We start from the raw sequence: 223 nt of genomic DNA, 5'->3' as shown, positions 1-223 counted from the left end.
GCTGCAACGCTCATGCGATCCACGGCGGAAGCCATCGTGTACGATTACAAAGTGGAGCGCGGCGAGCTTGCGGAGATTCTGGCGCGGGCCGTGGAGGTCCAGCCCAATCTCCTCGGCATGACGCTCGCCTTCGAGCCCGACGCCATGGACCGGCAGGACAAGACGTTCCTGGCGGATCCCTATTCGGACCCGAGCGGCCGGTTCAGCCCCAATTTCTACTGGA

1 protein-coding gene is annotated in these 223 nt (G+C 63.7%); it reads left to right on the top strand.

Features of this window, described 5'->3' with window-relative positions; translation table 11 throughout:
* Window positions 1-36: 36 nt before the first annotated feature.
* Window positions 37-223, top strand: a 187-nt coding sequence (locus E4K09_RS02510; protein WP_134494956.1) for a PDC sensor domain-containing protein, incomplete at its 3' end; no start/stop codon positions are given.

This window comes from Microvirga pakistanensis, from assembly GCF_004458765.1.
GTDB classification, from domain to species: domain Bacteria; phylum Pseudomonadota; class Alphaproteobacteria; order Rhizobiales; family Beijerinckiaceae; genus Microvirga; species Microvirga pakistanensis.
The sequence above is the reverse complement of the archived record's forward strand: the minus strand, read 5'-3'. Positions and strand labels throughout refer to the sequence as shown.